Raw genomic sequence first — 20,558 nt, forward strand, 5'->3', positions numbered from 1 at the left:
TCCCGCTCTTCACGGCACGGGGGAATTGTCGTGTTGTCGGGACGGCGCGGGCGGTACCGTTGCCGATCATGAGTGAGGCGCGAGCACTTCTCGACAGCGGGGACATCGCCGGGCTGATCCGGCATCTGCGGTTCAACGCCGACGGCATGGACCTGGCCGAGGTCGCGGAGCTCATGGAGGGCGCGGCGGCCCGCTCCGGGTTCGACGACATGCGGGAGGCCGCCGCGGCGATGGTCCGCGCCCGCGGACCGCAGGAGCTCTACGACTTCGGGTACGCCTGCATCGAGCGCGGCGTGCCCTTCCTGGCGATCCCGGCGCTGCGGCGCGCGCTGGAGATCCTGCCCGAGGAGCCCGCGTTGGTGATGGAGCTGGTGTCCGCCCTGGAGCGGGAGAACCGGCACGCCGAGGCCGTCGCAGCGTTGGAACCGCACGTGGCCTCGCTCGACCCGTGGCCCGCCCGGTACCTGCTCGCCTACAACGCGCTGATGGCCGGGGACGTCCCCAGGGCCGAGCGGGAGGCGGCGGTCCTGCCCGCGCCGGACGACGCCGACTGGGCGCCCGTCCACGACCGGCTGGGGCGGATGCTCGGCAGGGCCCGGGCGGCGGGGACCGCCGGTCCCCTGGACTCCAAGGATCTGCGGGGCTGGCACTTCGTGCTCGGCGGCGGTCTCCTCGCCACCATCTCGCCCTACGGGTACGACCAGGGAATGACGGGGCGGTACGCGTACTCCTCCGACAGCTTCGCGATGTGCAGGCGGGCCCTGGACCGGCTGCGGCTGATCCTGGACGCGGCGGGACGGCGACCGGCGTCGGTGGGCCTGCTGCCGGACCGGTCGAGCCGGATCCTGGGGCTCGCGGCGGCTCGCCTGTTCGAGCTGCCCGCGGAACCGTTCGACCCGGGCCGTCCGGGGGCCCTGGTGGTGGCGTACGACCTGAACGACACCGACCTGGACGAGGCCGCCGCTCGGGGGCTGTGGCAGCGCGCCGACGGGCAGATCCTGTTCGAACGCGCGACGTCCTGGACGGACCCGCCGGGGATCGGCGCCGACGTCAGCGGGCTGCTCCACCAGGTCGTGGTGGCGCCGTGGGGCGAACGGCTGCGGATGACGACCGACCGGCAGACCGAGACCATCCCGCCGGACGGGCGGCCCGAGGAGGAACTCGCCGACGAGATCATCCGGTCCGCCCCGGAACTGGACGAGGAGGCCGGTGACGGCGCGCCGCCCGACCCCGACGAGGCCCTCGCCGGGTTCGTCCGCGCGGTCGCCGGGCACTGGCTCAGCGGGCCGCGTGACGCGGTCCGCTCCCCCGGCCCGGTGCCGAGCAACCGCTTCGCCTAGGAGAGGGTCGCCAGGTCGGCGAGGATTTCGGACGCGGTGACCGGGTCGAGGTCGGCGAAGGATCCGGAGGGTTCCTCGCCCAGCCAGACCTGCTCGGGGTGGCTCGTCAGCGCGACCATCCGCAGGGTCTGGACGGGATCCATGTGCGGGGCCGCGATGAAGATGCCCGGGTCCAGGTGGATGACCAGGAAGTGGTCGGGTGTGACGCGGCGGTGGAACCAGCGTGCGAAGTTGCTCCTCTCCGATCGGCCGTGCTCCCAGCCGCGCGACGTGAATTCGAGGATCCTCTCCACGGGAACCGTGAGGTCCTCGAAGCGGGACAGTCGGCCGCCCGCGCGGTCTTCGTCCGTCAGAGGGTGGACGGGTCGGACGAGCTGCGGGAACGGCTGGAGGATCTCGTAGTCGTCGAACACCTCGGACCAGGAGGTCACCGAGCCGCCCAGATCGAGTGGGTGGGCGATCCTGACGGATGCGGTGGTGAGGGCGAGGTCGTCGTCGTTCACGTCGGCGAACGTGCCGTCCTCTGCGACGCGGAACGCGGTCGTTCTCTCCCCGTCGTCGGCGAGCCAGACGAGGCGGCGGACCAGGTGCCGGACGAGCGGATGCCCAAGGAGAAGCTCCCGGAACTCGTGCGCGGACCAGCGGTGCCGCGTGACCATGCGGTCCTCCAGGCGGCGGATCTGCTCGTCGGCGACGGTCCGGACGTCCTTCTTCAGCGCGGCGAAGGCCTTGTGCGCGGCGGGGGCGAGATCCGGGTCGTCCTTGGCGCCGGGTTTCGGGAGGCTCTTGCGGCGCCTGCCGTCCTGATCGGTGATGTAGGGCTGCAACCGTTCGTCGAAGCCGACGGTGAAGTGGCGCGGGCCGTAGTCGAGCGTGAGTCTCCCGTCGGCGGACAGGCCGAAGTCGGGAATGAGGCGGTCGGCGAGCTGGTCGGCGGTCAGGTCCAGGGCGGCCGCGACCTCCTCGATCGTCTCCCGCGCCCTGCTCCTGAGGCTCTCGAAACGCACGCGCCGCGCGATGTCGTGAAGATGTGTGAGCGCGGCGTCGGTGCCGATGGAGGCGAGAACGTCCAAGCCGGCGAGGGCCTTGGCGTTGCCGCGCTGGCTCGGCCAGGCGCGGATCCGCGGGGCGAGGCGGCGGACGGTCTCGTCGTCGCCGGTCAGGCCGAGCTGCGTCAGTGCCCAGTTTTCCCTGGACGGCGCGCCGGCCGCGTCCCACCGGGTGAACACGGCCCAGCCGAACTCGGCGAGCGACTCGGGGTCGCACAGTTCGCGGACGACGTCCACGCCGGCGTAGGTCTCGCCCGGTTCGCAGAGCGCGAGCATCGTCAACACGTGCTCCGCCGAGGCGGCCGGGAGGGCGTGCGCGCGGTCGCGGAGCAAGATCTGCGGAAGCAGCCGCGCATCCGCCCAGGGGCCGAGCACCGGCATCTTCGTGGGCAGGGCCTCAAGCAGGTCGGCGGAGAGGTACGTCTCGACCGCCGCGCCCGCCCTGGCGTCGTGGACACGGGCCGCCTCCACGACCGCGGCGGGCCCGTGCTCGGCGGCGATGAGCCGGAGCGCGGCCTCGGCGGCGCGCCGTTCCTTCCCGGACCGGCCGAGCGCGGCGGGCAGCAGGGCGGGCACGGCCGCCGGACCGTGCCGCCGGAACCAGGCCCGTGCGGTCTTGCCCACCTGCTTGAGCCGGACGAGCCAGTCCGCCATCAGCACGGCGACCTCGTCGTCCAGGTACGGGAGGAGCAGCGCGCCGGCTTCGGCGGGACGGCGGCGTGCCGCCGAGACGGCGACGCTCAGAGCGTCCAGTCCGAAGCGGGAGACGACGGCCGGCATCCACACCTCCACGGCCCAGGAGACGGACGGCTCCCAGTCGGCGAGGAGGGGGCGCACCAGGTCTTCGGGGCCTTTCGCGAAGAGGTACGCGATGTCCTCGTCCCGCAGTTCGTCCTTCCTGAACGCGGCCGCCCGGGTCTGCCAGTCCATCCGTTCGATCCCGGTCCACAGATAGGGATGTTCGGTGTTCCAGGCGTCGCGTTCTCCGGGCTTCCAGGCGATGGCGCGCAGGCCGGGAGGGGGCAGGTCCTTGATGACGACGGGCTTGGCCTTGTCTCGGGGGCGGGTCCACGGCGGTGCGGTGAGCAGCGGCGGCAGCGTTCCGGGCGGCGCCTCCGGTGCCGGCGCGGCCGAATCGCGGAGCGCCTCGATCGCCGCCCGCGACTCCTCCGGGAGCCCGGGGAGCATCTCCGCCACGAGTTCGGGGTGGGTGCGGACATGGGCCCGCAGCGACTCCGCCACGCCCGCGCACGAGGCGGGCGTCCCCGCCCGGTGGGCCAGCAGCCGCAGCGCCCGCGCCGGGAAGCGCTGGGCTGCGGCGCCCAGCGCGGCCGGGACGTGGGGGCGGCCGGCCCGGTCGACGAGGGCCTGGAACGCCTCGTCGCAGTTCAGGTTCGCGAGAAAGCCCAGCAGCGCCCGATCGCGGTCGGCGCCGAGGTGGGCGTTGTCGAGCGCCGCCGTCAGTGCCGGCACCGTGCCCGCCGCACCGACGCCGTCCACCAGGGTCGGGACGATGCCGCCGGTCAGTTCGTCGCGGTCGAGGACCAGCGGGAGCCGGGCGAGCCGGCCGGGTTCACCGAGGGAGCACAGCAGCATCCAACGCGCTCGGTTCCCCTCCAGGGACAGGCCGGGCGCGAGCGAGCAGACCTCGTCCACCCAGTCCTGCCGGGTCGGCACGAGATACGAGACGACCATCTTCTGCAGGGGCGTCCGGCGGCATCGCTCCAGACCGGCGACCGCCTCGTCGTACACGTCGTCGTCCGCGGCGGCGAGGAGGGCGCGCAGGTGGCGGGCGACGCTCTTCTCCGCCCACCAGACGTCGAGATGGTCGTCGGGTCGGCGGTCCTTGACGCCGACCCATCCCCCCGTGGCGGGGACGTGGTAGCGGCCTACCGTGATCAGGCTCAGCCGCGCGTAGGCGCACGCGGCGAACGGCAGCCCGTGTTCGGTCACCCACGCGTCCCGGAACGGGTCCGTGCCGCCGAACGCGACCAAGCCCCGCTCGTTCACCACGACGCCCGCGACGACCGCCGCGCCGAGAGGGGTCGCCTCTCCCCTCAGGTAGGCGCGGCCGTGCTCGGCGAGCGACGGTGGTGTGTCCGGCTGCGCCAGCACCTTCTCGACCGTCGCGGCGGTGTCGTCGAGGACCTCCCGCGCCGTCCTGGCGGCGGACGCGTCGATCTTCGGCCGCCGCCAGGGCCCCGGACGGTCACGGCGCGGATGGAGGGCGCGCAGCCACGCGTCCGGCGTCTCCCAGGTGTCCTCGGCGGTCCCGCCCCGTGCGCTCATGGACCGACACGGTAAGGGAGATCAACGACAAAGACCTACGCCTTGGACATGTCGCGTTCGACGGCCTCGGCGGCCTTGCGGGCGGCGATCAGGACCGGGTCCCAGACGGGCGCGAACGGCGGCGCGTAGCCGAGGTCGAGGCCGGTCATCTCCTCGACCGTCATGCCGTTCCACAGCGCGACGGCGAGCGCGTCGACGCGCTTGGCGGCGTTCTCCTCGCCGACGATCTGCCCGCCGAGCAGCCGTCCCGAGCGGCGCTCGGCGATCAGCTTCGTCCGCATCGGGGTGGCGCCCGGGTAGTACCCGGCGCGGGTGGTGGACTCCACGACGACGGCGAGCGCGTCGAACCCGGCGTCGGCCGCCTCCCGCTCGTTCAGGCCGGTGCGCGCGACCTCCACCCGGCAGATCTTGGACACGGCGGTGCCGACGACGCCGGGGAACGTGGCGTAGCCGCCGCCGAGGTTGATCCCGGCGACGCGGCCCTGCTTGTTGGCGTGCGTGCCGAGCGCGATCGCGACGGGGCCGCCGGAGACGAGGTGCCGGGTCTCGACGCAGTCGCCCGCCGCCCAGACCCGTTCGGTGCGGGTCCGCATCCGCCGGTCGGTGACGATGCCGCCGGTCGGACCGGTCTCGATCCCGGCGGCGCGGGCCAGGTCGGCGCCCGGCCGGACGCCGAGCCCGAGGACGACGAGGTCGGCGGGCAGCGTGCGGCCCGCGGTGCGGACGGCGGTGACCCGCCCGCCCGCGGAGGTGTCGAAGCCCTCGACCGGCTCCCCGAGGTGCAGGTCCACGCCGACGCCGCGGAGCGCGTCGGCGACGAGGGCGCCCATGTCGGGGTCGAGGGTGCGCATCGGCTGGTCGGCGGCGTCCACGAGGGACACCTCCAGGCCGCGCCGCACGAGCGCCTCGGCCATCTCCAGGCCGATGTAACCGCCGCCCACGACCACCGCCCGCCGTGGCGCCTCCCGGTCGATGATCCGGCGGAGCGTGATCCCGTCGTCGAGGACCTGGACGCCGTGGACGCCCTCCGCGTCCGCCCCGGGCAGCCGCGGCCGCGCGGGGACGGCGCCGGTCGCGACCATGAGGTCGTCGTAGGGTTCCCAGCGCTCGGTGCCGTCCTCGAGGTCACGGACCCGGACCCGCCCGCCGGACACGTCGATCTCCACGGCCTCGGCGCGCAGCCGCACCTCGATGTCACGGTCGCGGAACTCGGCGGGGGTGCGGGCGATGAGGCTGTCGGCGTCGTCGACCACACCGCCGACGTGGTACGGGATGCCGCACGCCGAGTAGGACACGTGGTGCCCGCGTTCGACGACGAGGATCTCCAGGTCGTCCGGCCCGCGACGGCGGCGGGCCTGGGATGCCGCGCTCATCCCCGCGGCGTCCCCTCCGATGACGAGCAGCCGTTCGAGTGCGGCCATGCGCATCCCCCTCAGATTCCGTAGACGCGGCGCGCGTTGCCGGACGCGATCAGCCCGGCGACGCGTCGGGCGTCCCCCGCCGTCCAGGCGCCGTCGTCCACTCCTCCGGCGAGGAACCCGGCGAGCCCGGACCGGAAGAGCAAGGCGCCCAGAAAGTACAGTTCGGCCAACCCGAACGCGTCGGACGAGTAAAGCACCTTCCCGAACGGCGCGAGTTCCAGCAGCTCGGCGATCAGGGCGGGCGCGCGGTGCCCGAGGTTGTGGGTGGCGAGGCCGACGTCGACGTGCACGTTCGGGAGCACCTGGGCGAGGTAGCCCGCGTTCCGGTGGAACGGGTAGTTGTGCAGCAGCATCGCGGGCACGGGGTCCATGGCGCGCAGCAGGTCGATGAGCAGCAGCGGGTCGCCGCGGCGCAGGTCGGCGTCCACGTCGCCGAGGCCGACGTGGAACTGGACCGGCAGCCCGGCGTCGACCGCGCACCACACGAGGAATCGGTGCAGGACCTCGTCGCAGACCCGCGGTGTCGGGTCGCTCATCAGCCGTCCGGCCGCCGCCGTGACCTCCGCTTCGGACGGCCGTTCGCCCGACAACTCCAGCCCTGCCCGGTACGCGGCGATCGACTTCGCGCCCACGGCGCCGTGCACCTGTACACGGGCGCGGACCTCGTCCGCGAACTCCGCGGCGGCGACACCGTCGCCCGCGACCTGTTCGGCGACGGCCTCCAGCCGGACGATCTCGTGCGCGGCGGCGCCGGCGAGGCGCCCGAGGTCCGGCGGGTCGAGGATCGCCTGCGGGCTGTATCCGGTGTCCACGCACAGGGCCTCCAGCCCGGCCGCGTCCAGGAAGCGCCGGTTCACCTCCGCGGCGCCGAGTTCGGCGCGGCGGGCGAGGTAGGCGTCCGGCTCGGCGTGGGCGTCCAGGTCCAGGACGGGCGGGCACCAGCGCCGCACCGCGAACCCGACCTGGGTGTCGAACAGGGTGATCGGGCCCGCGGTGTCCGCTTCGGTCAGAAGTTCCTCGAACGCGGCGCGGTCGAGGTCCCGGTCGAGGACGCCGTGACAGTGGTGGTCGACCAACGGCAGCGACTCCAAGTACGCGAGCACGGCCCGTCTCCTCCCTGAACAGGGGCTGGTCTCTCTACGATGCCGTAGGGGACGTCCCCCGTCGTCGTCCCGTCACGCCGACGTCACTCCGATCGGAGCGAGCACCGTGGAACAGATCGCTGAGACCGACTTCGCCGAGCATCGGCTCGACGAGCACCTCCGCGCACGGCTCGGTGCCCGCGCGGCCGAGACGGCGCGGAGGCTGGCCGGGCAGGACATCGTGGCCGTCGCGCTGACCTGGGTGGACGTCAGCGGCATCACCCGCACCAAGACGGTTCCGGTGGAGCGGCTGGAGCACGCGGCGACCTGGGGCGTCGGGATGTCCCCGGTGTTCGACGTGTTCCTGCTGGACGACTCGATCACGTCGGGGAAGTACATCGGCGGCCCCTCCTCGGACCTGCGGCTGCACCCGGACCTGAGCCGACTGCGTCCGATGGCGGCGCTGCCCGGGTGGGCGCAGGCGCCGGCGCTCCGGTACGCGCAGGACGGCACCGTCCACCCCCTGGACGCGCGGGCGCTGCTGCGCCGCGAGACGGAACGGCTCGCCGACGGCGGCTGGTCCGTCAGGGCCGCCTTCGAGATCGAGTGGGCCGTGTCGCTGAAGGACGGGCCGAAGGGCGACGGTGACGCGTTCGTGCCCGCGTGCCGCGGGCCCGCGTACGGGATGACGCGGGTCACCGAGCTGGCCGGGTATCTCCGGGATCTCCTGTCGGCGCTGAAGGCGACCGGCGTCACGGTCGCGCAACTGCACCCCGAGTACGCGGCCGGGCAGTACGAGGTGTCGGTGGTGGCCGAGGACCCGGTCGGCGCGGCGGACACCGCCGTCCTGGTCAGGGAGACGATCCGGGCGGTGTCGATGGAGCACGGTCTGGCGGCGACGTTCTCCCCGAAGGTCGAGGCCGACTCGGTCGGCAACGGCGCGCACGTCCATCTGAGCCTGTGGCGGCGGGCCGGGGCGTCCGGTCCGGTGAACGCCATGGCGGGCGGTGACGGCCCGTGCGGGATGACGGCCGCCGGGGAGGCGTTCGCGGCGGGGATCCTGCGGCGGCTCCCGGCGCTGCTGGCGATCGGGGCGCCGTCGGTGGCGAGCTATCTGCGGCTGGTCCCGTCGCACTGGTCGGGCGCGTTCGCGTGCTGGGGGCGGGAGAACCGGGAGGCGGCGCTGCGGTTCGTCACCGGCGCGGACGGCGAGCAGGCCGACGCGGCGAACCTGGAGGTCAAGTGTCTCGACGCCGCCGCGAACCCGTATCTGGTGCTGGCGGCGTCGCTGGCCGCCGGACGGGACGGGCTCGGCACCGAGCTGCGGCTGCCGGAGCCGATCGGCGTCGACCCGGCGGGGCTGTCGGACGAGGAGCGCGCCGCCCGGGGCATCGGGCGGCTGCCGGAGTCGCTGCCGGAGGCCGTCGCGGCGTTCGAGGCGGACACCGTCCTGCGGGACGCGCTCGGCGAGGCCGTGATCGACACCGTGGCGGCCGTGCGGCGCGGCGAGATCGCGCTGCTGGACGGCGCGACGCCGGAACAGGTGGCCGCCGCCACCCGCTGGCGCCACTAGGACGCGTCCGATGGAGGGGCGTCACCACGCCGGGCGGCCACGACGGTGCCGGGCTCGAACGGCTGCACGCGGACCTGTGTCTCCCCGCAGGCGCAGCGCGTGTACGTCACCACGCCCTCCGACGTCAGGTGGCGCGAGAGCACCTCGTACACGTCGGAATCGGGCCAGCCGCAGCCTGGGCAGTCCTGCACCGCGTCCCCTGGAAGCATGTAATGGTTCTAACTAGTATGACATTTACACGCGTGACATGCCACCGGAGGGCACGGCGATGCGGATCACCGGTTACAAGAGTCACGGGGTGGCCGCCGCGGCGGCGCTGGTCAACGCCGTCATCGGCGGCGACGACTCCGCGGACGCGCTGCGCCGGATCCTGCGCGAGAACGAGTTCTTCTGGGAGGAGTTCCGGGACTCCGACGCCGAGGAGTTCCGGGTCTGGGGGCGGACCCTGCGCCCGTTCTTCCAGGCCGACCGCGTCGAGGACGCGATGGCCCTGCTGAACGGCCTCATGTTGCAGATCCCGATGCACCCGCACCTGTCCGACCACGAGCCGCACGGGCTGCACATGCACTACGCGCCGCCGTCGTCCCGGCTCCCGGACCGGTTCCGCGCGACCACGCTGATGAAACTCGCCGAGCTGATCGTCGAGCACGGCCTCAGCCGGACGGGCGTGTGCGCGGCGGACGGCTGCGTCCGGGTCTACGCCGACACGTCCCGGGCCGGGCGGCGCCGCTTCTGCTCCGAGCCGTGCGCGAACCGGACGAACGTCGCCGCCTTCCGCGCCCGCCGCCGAGGGTGATCTGCGCCGCAGATCCGACTTTTGCCGAAACATTGCCGCCGGGCGGGCATGACACCGGGATGCGACTCGTGTCCTTCCGCCGCCGGACCGCCCGGCCGCGCCGGGGCGACGACGCCGCGCGTTCGCCGCTGCGCGTCGCCATCCCGCTCGGCAACCGCGAGGTCTGGTCCGACGCCGACCGCATCGCCCGGCTGACGCTCACCGCCGTCGCGGCGTACCTGCTGGCCCTGGCCGTCCTGCCGGACGGCGTGCCGAGGCCGCTGCTGGCGCCGCTGACCGCGCTGCTCGTCATCCAGTTCTCCGTCTACCAGACGATCCGGGCGAGCATCCTGCGGGTCATCGCCGTCACCGCGGGGGTGCTGGTCGCGGTGATGGCCGCGAGCACCATCGGGTTCTCCTGGTGGACGCTCGGCCTGACGATCCTCGTCGCGCTCGTCATCGGACATGTGCTGCGCCTGCGCGAACACGTCATGGAGGCGCCGATCAGCGCGATGCTGATCTTCGCGCTGGGCGCGGCGAGCGAGAGCGGCGCCGCCGAGCGGATCCTGGAGACGCTGCTCGGCGCCGCCACCGGTCTGGTCGCGACGCTGCTCGCGCCGTCGGTGCGGGTCCGCCCGGCGGAGGAGGCCGTCCAGGACATCGCCGAGAAGCTGCGCGCGCTGATCGAGGACATCGCCGACGGGCTGCGGGGCGAGCGCACCGAGCACGAGGCGGCCCGCTGGCAGGAGGCGGCCGAGCGGCTCGCCCGCGAGATCGGCCGCACCGACCAGGAGCTCGGCGCCGCCGAGGAGAGCGTCCGGCTCAACCCGCGCACGCAGGCGCGGCGGCTCATCGACGCGGGCGTCGCGCTGCGCAACGCGATGGAGACGATGGAGCACTTCACGTTGTCGCTGCGCGGCCTCACCCGGTCGCTCGCCGACGACGAGCGGCTCGGGGAGAAGGGACGGCTGCTGACCGACCCGGTCCTGCGCCGCGAGCTCGGCGACGCCCTCGCCGGGATCGCCGCCAGCATCGCCGCCTACGGCAGGCTGGCCCGCTCCGACCTGACCCGCGACGCCCGGCCGTTCCTCGCCGAACACGACCTGGAGGTCCGCGTGGACGTCGCCAGGGAGCGCCGCGCCCGGCTGGCCCGCAGGCTGCACGAGCGGGCCGCCGCCGGGGACCTGTGGCCGCTGTACGGAGAGGTGTCGATGGACGTCGACCGCCTCATCGAGAACCTGCGGGTCGAGCACCGGGCCCGTGCCCGGGAGCACTGGCGGCGGCACCGCGGCGCGTCCCGGCACCTGCCCGCGCGGCCGGTCCAGGTCGTCCAGCAGGCCGGGCACCAGCTCCGCCGCGCCGCCGGGTCCGGCAAGCCGGACCGGCGGCCCTAGAGGTCGGCGGCGAGGTCGGCGGCGGGGTCAGCGGCGGCGGAAGGTGGGCTCCAGGACGTCGATGCCGCGCGTGTTGTCGGCGACGTACACGTACTTGCCGTGCCAGTACGGCTGCCAGGACGACGCGTCGGACGGCCGGTAGTACGCGAGCTGTCTGGGGTTCGTGGGGTCGCGGACGTCCAGGAACCGGGTGCCCTGCGCGTAGAACGACTGGACGAGAACGCCGTCACGGACGTCGAAGTAGTGCGCCGAGCAGTCGTCGCTCGCCGGGTCGCTGCCCTCCTTGCCCGCGACGCCCCAGGTGCCGACGGTGCGCAGCCGGAACGGGTCCTGCGGGGTGGATCGCCAGCCCTGGCCGTCGTAGGAGCCCTCCAGCGACGAGATGACGAGCAGCCCGTCGTTGGCGCACCCCTCGTTGAACGTCTCCTCGGTCACGTACAGCAGCTTGCCGTTGCCCCACCGGCGCGGGTCGGCGGCCTGTTTCCGGGTGCGGCCGACCGCGCGGTAGCTGTTGTGCATGAAGGTGGAGTTGGTGGTGGCCTCGTCCAGCCCTCCGCCCGCGTACGGGACGGGGTTCCACGCGGTGGCCACGCGCTTCTTCTTCAGCACCGGGTCGTAGTGCTTCCCGGACGTGTGATAGCCGCGGACGCCGCCGCGCCCGGACGCCCACGCGACGCCGTCGGAGTCGACCTGGATGTCGTGGGTGTAGTCGGTCTTGCCGTCGTTGCGGCCGGTGTCGATCGGGTCCTCGAACACCTTCGGGTGGGCCGGGTCGCGGACGTCGGTGACCCAGACGGGCCGTCCGCCCCAGTCGGCGGGCATCCAGTTCGCCTTCGCGGGACCGCCCGTCCATAGGTACCGGCAGTCGTTCACGCAGGTGGTCGTGTGCCCGGCGGGGACCTTCACGTAGGTGAGGTGCCGCAGGTTCTCCGGGTTGGAGGCGTCGACGACGTAGATGCCGGACTCACCGGTCTGGGTGTTGCCGTTGAACGCACGCGGGTCCCGAGAAAGATAGATGATCTTCCGTTCGGGGTCGAAGTCGGTGTCCTCGGTCTCCCACATGCCGGGCATGTTCAGCTGCCCGACGAGTTTGGGGACGCGGGGGTCGGCGGTGATGTCGTAGGCCTTCACACCGAACTGGCCGGTCGCGTACATGATCGTCCGCTTGTTCCGGTGCCCCTTGCCGTAGTCGATGAACATCAGCGAGATGGCGCCCTTGGCGTCGGACACCCCGCCGACGCGCCGCACGCCCTTGATCGCCTCCGACTCGGTCCGCACACTGGGCGCCCGGTGGTAGTGCCCGGCATGGCGGGAGCCGCTCGTGCCCTCCGCTTCGGACGCGGCCCCCGACGCGGTCCGCGCGCTCTGGTCGGACTCGGGCGGGCACGCCCAGGCGGTCCCGGCGGCCAGCAGGGCCACGGACGCCACGACCGCGCCGCCGCCCTGGACGAAGCGCCTGACGTTGACGGATGTGCGGAGAGACATCCCACCTCCACGAATGAGGGTGCTCGCAGCCGCCAGTCTGAGGCACGCGAGCAAATGTGATCAACAGCAACATGTGCCACGAATTCGGACGCGCGGCCGTATGGACTGGTCGGGCCGGGCGTCCTGCCGTAGCCTCGCGGGCGTCCCCGACCCGCTCCCCGGAGAGATCGTTGAAGAGCTCCACACGCACCGCGGCCCTGGTCACCGGGGCCGTGGCGGTTCTGCTGGCCCCGGTCGCGGCGCTGCGGGCGTGGAGCGATCCGCCCGACCCGCGGATCTCCGTCGGCGCGGCCGCCCCGGCGACGCTGCTGCCGGGCGACGTCCGCGACCCGACCGGACGGATGATCGCGAACGCGGTGTGGACGGGACTGGTCTCCTACGACGCCGAGACCGGCGCGCCCGTGCACGCCGCCGCCGAGTCGATCACCAGCCCGGACCGGAGGGTCTGGACGATCCGGCTGCGGCCCGGCGCGACGTTCTCCGACGGGACGCCGGTGACGTCCCGCTCGTTCACCGGCGCGTGGACGGCCGCGCTGCGGGAGGGCTGGGCCGGGGCCGGGCTCCTCACGGGCGTCGCGCACGTCAGCGAGTCCGGGTTGAAGGTCGAGGACGACCGCACGTTCCAGGTGACGCTCGGCCGTCCGCTGTCCGGTTTTCCCGCCCTGCTCGGCGACCCCGCGTTCTTCCCGATGCCCGAGCACGTCCTGCGGTCCCGCGCGTGGGCGGCGTACGCGCGGACCCCGGTCGGCAACGGCCCGTTCCAGATGGCGTCGCGGAACGGACGGGAGATCGTCCTGCGTCCCCGGAAGGGCGGCCGGCCCGTCGTCGTCAGGATCATGCCGGACGCGCGGGCGCAGTACGCCGCCGCCGAGGGCGGCGACCTCGACGTCGCGACGCGGGTGCCGCCCGACCGGCACGAGTCGATGGAGGCCGACTTCGGCGACCGGCACCGCGCCGTGCCCGGACGGGGCATGACCCACCTGGCGCTCCCGGAATGGGTGAAGCGCCTCGCGTCCCCGACCGTCCGGCACGCGCTGTCGATGGCGATCGACCGGTCGGCGGTGACGGAGGGGCCGCTCGGCCACCAGTACTCCCCCGCCGACGCGCTGGTCCCGCCCGGGATCAGGCCCGGCCACCGCGAGGGGCAGTGCCGCCTGTGCGTCCACGACGCCAAGGCCGCCGTCGCCGCGCTGGCCGACGCGGGCGGGCTCCGCGGGCCGCTGAACCTCTGGTACGAGGCGAACCGGGGCGACGACGCCTGGGTGCGGACGGTCGCCGCGCAGCTCCGCGAGGAACTCCGGCTCGACGCGCGGCCCCGGCCCGTCGCCGACCTCCGCAAGGCGCTGGCCGACCGGGCGGTGGACGGGCCGTTCGTCGTCCACGCCACCGCCGCCTACCCCGCGCCCGTCGCCGCGCTCGCGCCGCTGCTGGACGCCGGAACCGGCTACGGCGACGACTACGCCACCGGTCTCGTCGCGCAGGCGCAGCGCGCGGCCACCCCCGATGAGGGCGTCGTCCCCGCGCGCCTCGCCGAGAGCGCCATGCTGCGGGACATGCCGCTGGTTCCGCTGTGGTCCCGCCATGATCATCTGGTGTGGTCGGACCGCGTCCGCGGTGTCACCGCCGACGCCTTCACCGGCCTGCGCCTCGCGGACCTGTCGTTCGGGGAGTGACCGGTCAGGAGATCGCGGGCCCGGCGTCGGGCTTCACGGGCCGCCCGGTGACGGGTGAGATCATCCCGGCGCACAGCCCGCGGCTCCGCAGATTCTTCGCGATGAGCGGGACGGCCTCGATGGTCGCGGGATAGCCGTCGTGCATGAGGACGATCTCGCCGCTCTCGACGGTGACGGCCTCTTCCACGATCTCCTCGGCGGGCTTGCCGGTCCAGTCCCGGGTGTCGACGTCCCAGAGGACCTGGATCAGGCCGAGCCGCTCCGCGACCCCCTTCACCGTGGCGTCGGTGTCCCCGTACGGGGGCCGGAACAGCTTCGGCGCGGTTCCGGTGATCCGCTCGATCGTCTCCTGGGTCCGGGTGATCTCCGTCTCCATCTCCGGCTCCGGCAGCTTCGTCATCTGCGGATGCGACCAGCTGTGATTGGCGATCCACATTCCCGCGTCCCGCTGCGCGGCGACCAGCGCCTCGTTCTTCTCCGCCTTCTGCCCGATATTGAACAGGGTGGCCCGGACGTGGTTCTCCTTGAGGGCCGACAAGAGCGCGGCGGTGTGCTCGGGGGTCGGGCCGTCGTCGTAGGTCAGGCCCACATATCCGGCGCGGCATCTGCGGTCTTCGCCCCCGGTCGCGTGGGCCGGCGGGGTGGTCGCGGCGACCAGGGCCCCGGCGGTGAGCGCGGCGGTCAGGGCGGCGACGAGACCGCGGGAAGTCGGGGCGGATCTGCGGCACGCGGAAGCGCGTCGGGTCATGCGAGCTCCTCAAAATGGCGGGAACCCATTCTTGAAACGCACCCGAAACACCTGTCAACACTTTCGAAATGAACGCTTCCCGCGTTGAATTTCATTCAGTGCGTTAACGGCCGTTCAGCCGCGCCCGTGGGAGAGGCGGTGGGCGAGGGCGGTGTGGCGGCGGCCCGCCCCGGCGGTGCGGACGGCCGCCGCGAGGGCACGCCGTGACCCGACGAGGACGACGAGCCTCTTCGCGCGGGTGATCCCCGTGTAGAGCAGGTTGCGGCGCAGCATCATCCACGCGCCGGTGGTGAGCGGGATGACGACGGCCGGGTACTCGCTGCCCTGCGACCGGTGGATCGTGATCGCGTAGGCGTGGGCCAACTCGTCCAGTTCGTCGAAGGCGTAGTCGACGGTCTCGTCCTCGTCGGTCACGACGGTGAGCGACTGTTCCTCCAGCGACACGGACGTGACGACGCCGACGGTGCCGTTGAAGACCCCCGCCTCGCCCTTGTCGTAGTTGTTGCGCAGCTGTGTGACCTTGTCGCCGACGCGGAACACGCGGCCGCCGTAGCGGCGTTCGGGACGGGCGTCGTCGTGCGGGGTGAGGGCCTCCTGGAGCCGCGCGTTCAGCTCCCCCGCCCCCGCGGCGCCCCGGTGCATGGGCGTGAGGACCTGCACGTCGCGGCGCGGGTCGAGGCCGAACTTGCGGGGGACGCGGTTCGCGACGACGTCCACGGTCAGCTCCGCCGCCTCGTCCTGCTCCTCGCACGGGAACAGGAAGAAGTCGGGGTAGCCCCGCGTGTGCGGGTGGTCGCCGGAGTTGACCCGGTGCGCGTTGACCACGATGCCGGACCGCTGCGCCTGCCGGAAGATCTTCGTCAGCCGGACGCGCGGGATCACCTCGGCGCCGAGCAGGTCGGCGAGGACCTCCCCCGCGCCGACGGACGGGAGCTGGTCCACGTCCCCGACGAGCAGCAGGTGCGCGCCGCTCGGGATCGCCTTCACCAGCTTGTTCGCGAGGATCAGGTCGACCATCGAGGACTCGTCGACCACGACGAGGTCGGCGTCGAGCGGGTTGTCCTGGTCGAACTTGGGGTCGCCGCCGGGCTGGAGCTGGAGGAGCCGGTGGACGGTCGCGGCCTCGTGCCCGGTCAGCTCGGCGAGCCGTTTGGCGGCCCGGCCGGTCGGCGCCACCAGCACGATCTTCGCCTTCTTCGCGGCGGCCAGCTCCACCACCGAGCGGACGGTGAAGCTCTTGCCGCAGCCGGGTCCACCGGTCAGCACCGACACCTTCGACGTCAACGCGAGCTTGACGGCCTCTTCCTGTTCGGCGGCGAGAGACTGCCCGGTGCGCTGCCTCAGCCATGGCAGGGCCCTGTCCCAGTCGACGTCGGCGAACGCTTTCAGCCGGTCGGTCGGGGCGTCGAGGAGGTCCAGGAGGCCGCGGGCCAGGGACCGTTCGGCGCGGTGGAACGGCACCAGGTAGACGGCGGGGATCGTCGCGGCGTCCTCGCCCTCGCCGGGGATCGGCTCGCGGACGACGCCCTCGTCGCGCGCCAGCTCGTCCAGCGCCGGGACGATCAGCTCCCGCCCCACGCCGAGGATCTTCTCGGCGGCGGTGACGAGGTTCGGCTCGGGCAGGAAGCAGTGGCCGTCGTCCGCGGCCTCCGACAGCGTGTACTGGAGGCCCGCCTTGATCCGCTCCGGGCTGTCGTGGGGGATGCCGACGGCCTGCGCGATCGTGTCGGCCGTCTTGAACCCGATGCCCCACACGTCCGCCGCGAGCCGGTACGGCTCCCGCCGGACCGTGTCGATGGACGCGTCGCCGTACTGCTTGTAGACGCGGACGGCCAGGGACGTGGACACCCCGACGCCCTGGAGGAAGACCATCACCTCCTTGATGGCCTTCTGCTCCTCCCACGCCTCGCCGATCCGCTTCGTCCGCTTGGGCCCGAGGCCCTGGACCTCGACGAGCCGCTCCGGCTCCTCCTCGATGATCCGCAGGATGTCGGTGCCGAAGTGCCCGACCATCCGGTCGGCCATCACCGGCCCGATCCCCTTGATCATGCCGGAGCCGAGGTAGCGGCGGATGCCCTGGATCGTCGCCGGAAGGACGGTCGTGTACGACTCCACCTCGAACTGCCGCCCGTACTTCGGATGCGACCGCCACCGGCCGACCAGCCGCAGGCTCTCCCCGACCTGGGCGCCGAGCAGCGCGCCGACGACGGTGAGCAGGTCGCTGCCGCTCTTCGCGGTCGCGACGCGGGCCACCGTGTAGCCCGTCTCCTCATTGGCGTACGTGATCCGTTCCAGGACGGCGTCAAGCTCCGCCGGACGCGGCGTGGCGTGGGGCGTCGGGGAGTTCGGCACGGTGACCATGATGGCCCATCGCTCCGACAGGCCGGTCGTCCCGCCGGGTTGGCCGGAACCGGCAGACGATCTAGATCTTCCGTTGATCGCGACGTACGGTCCGGGCGCACCCCGTACAGCGCACTGAGAGGCAACGCCGGTGTTCCGCTCCCGAACCCAGGCGCTGGCGGCGCTGACCGCCCCCGCCCTGGCCCTGACCCTCATCCTGCCCGCCGCCCCGGCGGTCGCCGCCCCCGCCGGGGGCGAACGCCCGATCCCGGGGTTCACCGAGGAGAACTCCCGCTGGCAACGGCGGTACGAGAAGCTGTTCAGCGCGGTCCCGTCCGCGAAGATCGCCCGCGACCTGGACGCCGAGCTGTCGAGCGAACCGGGCCTGACGACCACGTCCGGGGACCGCAGACGCGTCGAGCGCATCGTCGCGCACCTGCGGTCGTACGGCCTCGAACCCGAGATCACGACCTACTACGCCTACCTGTCCATGCCGAAGCGCGTGAAGGTCGAGATGACGGCGCCGGACCGCGTGACCCTGCCCGTGAAGGAGGAGAAGCGGCCCTGGCAGAAGCACTACGACGACGTCATCCCGGGGCACAACGGGTTGTCGCCGTCCGGGAACGTCCAGGGCGAGGTCGTGTACGCCAACTACGGGCGCCCGCAGGACTTCGAGCTGCTGGAGAAGCAGGGCGTCTCCGTCGAGGGCAAGATCGTCCTGGCCCGGTACGGGGCGGTGTTCCGCGGCGTCAAGCCGCGGGAGGCCGCCCGGCGCGGCGCGAAGGCCGTCCTCATCTACTCCGACCCCGCCGACGACGGGTTCACCAAGGGCGCGGTGTACCCGGACGGGCCGTGGCGCGCCCCCGACGGCATCCAGCGCGGCAGCGTCGCCCAGATCCAGCTCGCCGCCGGTGACCCGCAGACGCCCGGCTGGCCGTCGGTGAAGGGCGCCGAGCGCGTCCCGCCGTCGGAGGCGCCGATGCTGAAGGACCTCGTCCCGACCACGCCGATCTCCTACGGCGCGGCGGCGCCGCTGCTGAAGGCGCTGACGGGCCCCGAGGTGCCGCAGGAGTGGCGGGGCGGCCTGCCGCTGACGTACCGGTTCGGGCCGGGCGGGACGAAGGTCCACCTGGACCTGGAGAACACGTTCGAGGTGCGTCCGCTGTGGAACGTCACCGTGCGGATCCCCGGCAGCGAGCACCCGGAGCAGGAGGTCATCCTCGGCGCGCACCACGACTCCTGGACGTACGGGAGCAGCGACAACCTGTCCGGCACGGAGAACGTCCTCCAGGTCGGACGCGCGCTCGGGAAACTCCTGAAGGAGGGGTGGCGTCCCAAGCGCACCGTCGTCCTGGCCACCTGGGACGGTGAGGAGTACGGGCTGTTCGGCTCCACCGAGTACGCCGAGGAACGCGACCGGCAACTCCGCGACGCCGTCGCGTACGTGAACATGGACGGCGCGGGCGGCTCCCGGTTCGGCGCCACGACGACGCCCGCGCTGGACGAGTCCGTCATCGACGCGACGAAGGAAGTGCGATGGCCCGGCACGGACGGAACGCTGTACGAGGCGTGGAAGGCGCAGAACGACGGGAAGACGCCGATCGGCCGCATCGGCGGCGGCTCGGACTTCCAGGCGTTCTTCCAGCGGTACGGGGTGCCCGCGATGGACATCAGCGCCGCGTCACCGGGCACCGCGGGCAACTACCACTGCGCGTGCGACGACCACTACTGGATGTCGCGCTTCGGCGACCCGAACTGGGAGTACCACACGGCCATGTCGCGGCTCGCGGGCATCGCGACGCTGCGGCTGGCGAACGCCGACGTCGTCGCGCTCGGCTACCGTCCCTACGCCGAGGAGACGGCCCGCTACCTCGCCGACTTCACCGAGCAGCAGCGTGAACGGCTGGGCTCGGTGGTCGTCGACGTGTCCCGCGACATCGAGCAGGCCAAGGCGTGGGCACGGGCCGCGGCGGCGTTGCGGGACCGCGCCGACGAGGCGCTCCGCGACGGCGACACCGCCGAGTTCCGCCGCCTCAACGACAAGATCATGCAGACGGAGCGGGACCTGCTGACCCAGGCGGGCCTGCCGGGACGTCCCTGGTACCGGCATCAGGTGTTCGCGCCCGGCCTCGACACCGGCTACGCCACGCAGCGGCTGCCCGCGCTCTACGACGCGCTGTTCGGCGACCGGGACGTCCGGGCCGCGAAGGAGTACGAGGCCCGGCTGTTCCGGAGCCTACGCGCCGCCACCCGCACCCTCGCCCCGGGAGGAGACCGCTGAGCCTCCCCTTCTCATCGAAGGGGTCGTGCCCGCCGACACCTCCAGCACGCCCGTCTCGGTGACCAGCGCGGTCACCAGACGGGCGGGCGTGACGTCGAACGCGGGGTTGAACCCGCGCGCCCCCGCCGGGGCGGTCCGCGCGCCGCTCCAGGTCAGGACCTCCTCGGCGGGGCGTTCCTCGATCGGGACGCCGTTCCCGTCCGGGACGGACGGGTCGACGGTGCTCCACGGCGCGGCCACGACCAGCGGTATCCCGGCGGCCGCGCAGGCCAGCGCCACCCCCACCGAGCCGATCTTGTTGGCGGTGTCGCCGTTGGCGGCGACACGGTCCGCGCCGATGACGGCCACGTCGACGAAACCGCGCAGGATCGTGCTCGGCGCGGCGGCGTCCGTCTGGACGACGCACGGGATCCCGGCCCGGTCGAGCTCCCAGGCCGTGAGCCGCGCGCCCTGCAACAGGGGGCGTGTCTCGTCCGCGTAGACGAGTTCGACGCGGCCCCGCCCGTGCAGTTCCCGGACGACGCCGAGCGCCGTGCCCCACCCGGCCGTCGCGAGCGCACCGGCGTTGCAGTGCGTGAGGACGCGCAGCGGCCGGTCCCCCACCCGGTCGAGGATCCAGTCCGCCCCGAACGCCCCGATGGCGTGGTTGCCGCGCACGTCCTCGTCCAGGATCGCCTGGGCCTCCGCCACCACCGCGTCCTCGCCCGCCGGGACGAACGGCAGCACCCGGTCGACCCCGGCCGCCAGGTTCACCGCCGTCGGGCGGGCCTCCCGGACGCGGGCGATCGCCGCGTCGCGCCGGGCGCCGTCCCAGCCGTCGCGGGCGGCCTGCCGGACGGCGATCGCGACACCGAACCCGCCCGCCACGCCGAGCGCGGGCGCGCCCCGCACGACCAGCCGCCGGATCGCGTCCACGAGGACGTCGACGTCCCGGACGGTCAGGTACTCCACGCGGTGGGGCAGGACGGTCTGGTCCAGCAGGCGGAGCCCGTCGCCCGTCCACTCGATGGTCCGCACATCGTCCGACATAACGCCCATCATGCCGGAAACCCCAGCGCCATCGGACTTTCCGCACCCCGCCACTAACCGTGTGACCTGCGACGACTTG

At 73.2% G+C, this 20,558-nt stretch carries 14 protein-coding genes; 6 read left to right on the plus strand and 8 right to left on the minus strand.

Features of this window, described 5'->3' with window-relative positions:
- The first annotated feature begins 68 nt into the window (after positions 1-68).
- On the plus strand, positions 69-1,340 hold the full coding sequence (locus tag D0T12_RS24315) for a tetratricopeptide repeat protein (protein ID WP_117402443.1): 1,272 nt from the start codon (positions 69-71) through the stop codon (positions 1,338-1,340).
- On the opposite strand, the gene D0T12_RS24320 is transcribed toward D0T12_RS24315, so the two are convergent.
- Genes D0T12_RS24320 through D0T12_RS24330 form a run of 3 tightly spaced genes read right to left on the minus strand, consistent with a single transcriptional unit; the run spans position 1,337 to position 7,202 of the window.
- On the minus strand, positions 1,337-4,678 hold the full coding sequence (locus D0T12_RS24320) for a DUF4132 domain-containing protein (RefSeq protein ID WP_117402016.1): 3,342 nt from the start codon (positions 4,676-4,678) through the stop codon (positions 1,337-1,339). The two genes, D0T12_RS24315 and D0T12_RS24320, sit on opposite strands and share 4 nt — an antisense overlap.
- 35 nt (positions 4,679-4,713) lie before the next feature.
- Complete coding sequence (locus D0T12_RS24325) at positions 4,714-6,099, minus strand: FAD-dependent oxidoreductase (RefSeq protein WP_199487670.1); 1,386 nt, start codon at positions 6,097-6,099, stop codon at positions 4,714-4,716.
- An 11-nt stretch (positions 6,100-6,110) separates the two neighbouring features.
- Positions 6,111-7,202 carry an amidohydrolase family protein gene (locus D0T12_RS24330; protein ID WP_199487671.1) on the minus strand — a complete coding sequence of 364 codons (1,092 nt, stop codon included), beginning with the start codon at positions 7,200-7,202 and terminating at the stop codon, positions 6,111-6,113.
- 106 nt (positions 7,203-7,308) lie between these two features.
- On the opposite strand from D0T12_RS24330, the gene D0T12_RS24335 reads away from it, so the two are divergent.
- Positions 7,309-8,754, plus strand: a complete 1,446-nt coding sequence (locus D0T12_RS24335) for a glutamine synthetase family protein (protein WP_199487672.1) — start codon at positions 7,309-7,311, stop codon at positions 8,752-8,754.
- On the opposite strand, the gene D0T12_RS34960 is transcribed toward D0T12_RS24335, so the two are convergent.
- Positions 8,751-8,963: a hypothetical protein gene (locus D0T12_RS34960; protein WP_147339616.1), complete on the minus strand. Its 213-nt coding sequence runs from the start codon at positions 8,961-8,963 to the stop codon at positions 8,751-8,753. The two genes, D0T12_RS24335 and D0T12_RS34960, sit on opposite strands and share 4 nt — an antisense overlap.
- Before the next feature lie 38 nt (positions 8,964-9,001).
- On the opposite strand from D0T12_RS34960, the gene D0T12_RS35970 reads away from it, so the two are divergent.
- The gene (locus D0T12_RS35970) at positions 9,002-9,550 is read left to right on the plus strand and encodes a CGNR zinc finger domain-containing protein (RefSeq protein ID WP_199487673.1); all 549 of its coding nucleotides are present in this window, start codon (positions 9,002-9,004) and stop codon (positions 9,548-9,550) included.
- 59 nt (positions 9,551-9,609) lie between these two features.
- Complete coding sequence (locus D0T12_RS24345) at positions 9,610-10,923, plus strand: aromatic acid exporter family protein (protein WP_117402018.1); 1,314 nt, start codon at positions 9,610-9,612, stop codon at positions 10,921-10,923.
- A 27-nt stretch (positions 10,924-10,950) separates the two neighbouring features.
- On the opposite strand, the gene D0T12_RS24350 is transcribed toward D0T12_RS24345, so the two are convergent.
- Positions 10,951-12,408, minus strand: coding sequence for an LVIVD repeat-containing protein (locus D0T12_RS24350; RefSeq protein ID WP_117402019.1), 1,458 nt, complete (start codon positions 12,406-12,408; stop codon positions 10,951-10,953).
- Positions 12,409-12,578: 170 nt separating this feature from the next.
- On the opposite strand from D0T12_RS24350, the gene D0T12_RS24355 reads away from it, so the two are divergent.
- Positions 12,579-14,081 carry a peptide ABC transporter substrate-binding protein gene (locus D0T12_RS24355; protein WP_158581616.1) on the plus strand — a complete coding sequence of 501 codons (1,503 nt, stop codon included), beginning with the start codon at positions 12,579-12,581 and terminating at the stop codon, positions 14,079-14,081.
- Positions 14,082-14,085: 4 nt separating this feature from the next.
- Here the strand turns inward: D0T12_RS24355 and D0T12_RS24360 are convergent, their stop codons facing one another.
- The gene (locus D0T12_RS24360; protein ID WP_117402021.1) at positions 14,086-14,829 is read right to left on the minus strand and encodes a polysaccharide deacetylase family protein; all 744 of its coding nucleotides are present in this window, start codon (positions 14,827-14,829) and stop codon (positions 14,086-14,088) included.
- Between the two features lie 114 nt (positions 14,830-14,943).
- Positions 14,944-17,181, minus strand: coding sequence for an SF1B family DNA helicase RecD2 (gene recD2, locus D0T12_RS24365; protein WP_233526263.1), 2,238 nt, complete (start codon positions 17,179-17,181; stop codon positions 14,944-14,946).
- Positions 17,182-17,320: 139 nt separating this feature from the next.
- On the opposite strand from recD2, the gene D0T12_RS24370 reads away from it, so the two are divergent.
- Positions 17,321-19,450, plus strand: coding sequence for a M28 family peptidase (locus tag D0T12_RS24370; protein WP_117402023.1), 2,130 nt, complete (start codon positions 17,321-17,323; stop codon positions 19,448-19,450).
- Here D0T12_RS24370 and mtnA read toward each other — a convergent pair.
- Entirely contained in the window at positions 19,406-20,479 is a 1,074-nt protein-coding gene (gene mtnA / locus D0T12_RS24375) for an S-methyl-5-thioribose-1-phosphate isomerase (protein ID WP_117402024.1), read from the minus strand. The two genes, D0T12_RS24370 and mtnA, sit on opposite strands and share 45 nt — an antisense overlap.
- Positions 20,480-20,558 lie beyond the last annotated feature (79 nt).

This window comes from Actinomadura spongiicola, from assembly GCF_003432485.1.
GTDB classification, from domain to species: Bacteria; Actinomycetota; Actinomycetes; order Streptosporangiales; family Streptosporangiaceae; genus Spirillospora; species Spirillospora spongiicola.

Bases quoted from the DNA above. Each gene is read 5' to 3' on its own strand.
- D0T12_RS24315 (WP_117402443.1), top strand. From the start codon at position 69: ATGAGTGAGGCGCGAGCACTTCTCGACAGCGGGGACATCGCCGGGCTG.
- D0T12_RS24320 (WP_117402016.1), bottom strand. From the start codon at position 4,678: ATGAGCGCACGGGGCGGGACCGCCGAGGACACCTGGGAGACGCCGGAC.
- D0T12_RS24325 (WP_199487670.1), bottom strand. From the start codon at position 6,099: ATGGCCGCACTCGAACGGCTGCTCGTCATCGGAGGGGACGCCGCGGGG.
- D0T12_RS34960 (WP_147339616.1), bottom strand. From the start codon at position 8,963: ATGCTTCCAGGGGACGCGGTGCAGGACTGCCCAGGCTGCGGCTGGCCC.
- D0T12_RS35970 (WP_199487673.1), top strand. From the start codon at position 9,002: ATGCCACCGGAGGGCACGGCGATGCGGATCACCGGTTACAAGAGTCAC.
- D0T12_RS24345 (WP_117402018.1), top strand. From the start codon at position 9,610: ATGCGACTCGTGTCCTTCCGCCGCCGGACCGCCCGGCCGCGCCGGGGC.
- D0T12_RS24350 (WP_117402019.1), bottom strand. From the start codon at position 12,408: ATGTCTCTCCGCACATCCGTCAACGTCAGGCGCTTCGTCCAGGGCGGC.
- D0T12_RS24360 (WP_117402021.1), bottom strand. From the start codon at position 14,829: ATGACCCGACGCGCTTCCGCGTGCCGCAGATCCGCCCCGACTTCCCGC.
- mtnA (WP_117402024.1), bottom strand. From the start codon at position 20,479: ATGTCGGACGATGTGCGGACCATCGAGTGGACGGGCGACGGGCTCCGC.